This is a genomic window from Sphingomonas sp. NPDC019816, from assembly GCF_050274375.1.
In the GTDB taxonomy this organism is placed as follows: Bacteria; Pseudomonadota; Alphaproteobacteria; order Sphingomonadales; family Sphingomonadaceae; genus Sphingomonas.
This window is the reverse complement of record NZ_JBNNOB010000225.1, coordinates 1-3,220: the sequence shown is the minus strand read 5'-3', so window position 1 is coordinate 3,220 and position 3,220 is coordinate 1. Positions and strand designations below refer to the sequence as shown.

General features: G+C 68.5%; 2 protein-coding genes. Both read left to right on the top strand.

What is annotated here, in order from left to right; all coding sequences use genetic code 11:
- Positions 1–61: 61 nt before the first annotated feature.
- Positions 62–274 (top strand): hypothetical protein, encoded by a 213-nt coding sequence (locus ACQKJZ_RS18740; RefSeq protein WP_183950436.1) that lies wholly within the window; start codon positions 62–64, stop codon positions 272–274.
- Between the two features lie 25 nt (positions 275–299).
- A complete protein-coding gene (locus ACQKJZ_RS18735) occupies positions 300–3,143 on the top strand; it encodes a M16 family metallopeptidase (protein ID WP_427733143.1) in 2,844 nt (947 codons plus the stop codon).
- Positions 3,144–3,220: the final 77 nt, after the last annotated feature.

Here is a 3,220-nt window from a genome sequence, read left to right as displayed (position 1 = left end):
CGGACGACTTCCGGGCGCGCTACGCTGCCGGCCAGTAATCCGGGGATAGTAGGAGAGTAACATGACCGATCACACCGAAGACGCCCCCAACGAGATCCTCGCCGCCGCCAAGGAAGCCAAGGACCATGCCGTCGCCGCCGCCGAAGCGACCGCCGCCTCGGTAAAGGACAAGACGCGCAACTGGCCGATGGGCAAGATCGGCCTGGGCGTCGGCATCGGTTCGGCCGCGATCGCCGCCGCCGTGCTGTACGGCACGCGCAACAAGTCCAAGTAATCCGCAAACCATAAAGAGGGTCTTCATGCGCCTTTTCCGTGCCGCGCTTCTGCTCGGCGTCGCCGCCCTTCCCACTCTGGCCGGGGCGCAAGGTGCTCCGCCGCAAACGGCCACGGGAGCACGCACGGAAAGCGTGAAGCCGATCGACTTCACCACGCGTACTTTGCCCAACGGCCTACGCGTCTATGCCATTCGCGATACGACGACGCCCAACGTCTCGGTCCAGGTCTGGTACGATGTCGGGTCGAAGGACGATCCCAAGGGCCGCTCGGGCTTTGCCCACATGTTCGAGCATCTGATGTTCAAGGCGACGAGGAACCTCGTCCCCGAACAGATGGATCGCCTGACCGAGGATGTCGGCGGCTATAACAACGCCTCCACCGCCGACGATTACACCAATTATTTCGAGGTGGTGCCCGCCAACCACTTGCAACGCCTGCTCTTCGCGGAAGCCGACCGTATGGCCTCGCTGGTCGTCGAGCCCAAGAGCTTCGCCAGCGAACGCGACGTGGTGAAGGAGGAATTGCGCCAGCGTACCCTGGCCCAGCCCTATGGCAAGCTGTTCGGCATCTATTACCCCAAGCTCGCCTATTCGGTGCACCCCTATGCGCGGCCGGGCATCGGCAGTCTGGAAGAGCTGGAGTCGGCGTCGATCGACGACGTGCGCGCCTTCCACACCACCTATTATCGGCCCGACAATGCGGTACTGGTGGTGTCGGGCAATTTCGACCCCGCGCAGCTGAACCGCTGGGTCGACCAGTATTTCGCGAACATCAAGCGCCCCACCGCGCCGATCCCGCGCGTGACGGTGCAGGAGCCGGCGCGTACCCAGGCGGTATCGCGCACCGTCTATGAGGCGAACACGCCGCTGCCGGCCGTCCTCATCAGCTATCACGTGCCCCCCGAACGCAGCGCGGACACGCCCGCGCTGATGGTGCTGAACGCGATCCTGTCTGCAGGCGAAAGCTCGCGCCTATATGAGAGCCTGGTCTATCGCGACCAGCTGGCGCAGTCGGCCTCGACCTTCCTCGACACCAAGCAGTCGACCGGCAATTTCGTCGCCTATGCGATGCTGGCCAGCGGCAAGACGGCGGCCGAAGGCGAAGCGGCGTTGAAGCGCGAGATCGCCCGCGTGCGCGACGTGGCCGTCTCCCCTGCCGAACTGGCCGAGGCGAAGAACGAGCTGCTCACCTCCGCGCTCAAGCAGCGCGAGACGGCAGAGGGCAAGGCCAGCCTGATCGCCAACAGCGTGATCGTGAACGGCGATCCCGCCGCCGCCGATCGCCAGATCGCCGCGATCCAGACCGTCACCGCCGCCGATGTGCAGCGGGTGGCGCGCGAATATCTGAAGGATCAGCAGAGCGCGACGATCCGCTACCTGCCGGCCGACGACAAGCCCGCCGGCACCACCGACACGCCGATCACCCTCGCCCCGACGGTACGGGTGGCCGCCCTCACCCCGCCCGCCAATATCGCGGTGGTGACGCCCGCGCCCGAGGGACAGCGCATCCTGCCCCCCGCCCCCGGCGCGCCGATCGCCCCCACCCTGCCGCAGCCGGTCGTCGCCACGCTGTCCAACGGGCTCCGTGTCGTCACGGTCGAGCGGCACGACCTGCCGCTCGTCACCGCCTCGCTGGTGGCGTTAGGCGGGGCCGCGACCGATCCGGCGGGCAAGGCGGGTGCCAGCAGCCTGGCCGCCGACCTGATGACCAAGGGCACGCAGACCCGCTCGGCGACCGAGATCGCGCGCGCGGTCGAAAGCCTGGGCGGCTCGATCGAGAGCAGCGCGTCCGATGACGGCGCCAGCATCGACCTGACCGTGCCCTCGGCGCAGGTCGATACCGCGATGACCATCCTGGCCGATGTCGCCACCCATCCGACCTTCGCCCCCGCCGAGATCGATCGCGCGCGCAGCCAGACGATCGACGGGCTCAACGTCGCGATGAAGAACCCCGCGCAGCTGTCGGGCATGGTCGCCGACCGTGTCGTGTACGGCAATCGGGCCTATGGTCAGGTCAGCACGCCGACCTCACTGAAGGGGCTGACCCGCGCCGACCTGACCGCTGCCTATGCGCGCAGCTGGAAGCCCGGTCAGGCGACGCTGCTGCTGGTGGGTGACGTGACGCCGGCGCAGGCGCGGCAGATCGCCGAGAAGCATCTGGGCAACTGGCGCGCCGCCGGTGCGGCGACCAGCGCCAAGGCCCCCGAGCCGGCCTTCCCCGCCCCGCGTGTCATCGTCGTCGACATGCCCGATGCAGGCCAGGCCGGCGTCGTTGTCGCGCGTCCGGGTATCCGCCGCGCCGACGATCGCTACTACCCGCTGGCGGTCGCCAATACGGTGCTCGGCGGCGGCTTTTCCTCGCGGCTGAATCAGGAAATCCGCATCAAGCGTGGCCTGGCGTACGGCGCGGGCAGCTCAGTGCTGGCCGGCCGCGATGTCGGCCTGATCTCGGCGCGGACCCAGACCAAGAACCCTTCGGCCGCCGAGGTCGTCGGACTGATCGACGCCGAAATGCGCCGGCTGGGCACCGCCCCGGTGCCGCCGGCCGAGTTGGAGACGCGCCAAGCGGTGCTGATCGGCAATTTCGGCCGCACGATCGAGACGACCGATGGCGTGGCCAGCATCCTGGCCGGCTATACGCTGCAAGGCGTGCCGCTCGACGAACTGCGCCGCTACATCCCCCGCGTGCAGGCGGTCGACCCGGCGGCGGTCCAGACGACATCGGCCGCGCTGCTCGACCCCAAGGCCGCCAGCATCATCGTCGTGGGCGATGCCAAGCAATTCCTGCCGGCGGTCCGCCAGACCCATCCCGAGGTCGAGGTGATCCCGGCAGGCCAGGTCGATCTCGACACGCCGAAGCTGCGCTGAGCCTCGGCCGGCCCCGCCCCCCGTTTCGACCGGGGCGGGGCGAGGCCCGCGCCCTACGCGAATTCCTTACCCCCCCT

What these genes read in the sequence shown, in the direction of transcription:
- ACQKJZ_RS18740 (WP_183950436.1), top strand. Translation starts at nt 62, where the DNA reads ATGACCGATCACACCGAAGACGCCCCCAACGAGATCCTCGCCGCCGCC.
- ACQKJZ_RS18735 (WP_427733143.1), top strand. Translation starts at nt 300, where the DNA reads ATGCGCCTTTTCCGTGCCGCGCTTCTGCTCGGCGTCGCCGCCCTTCCC.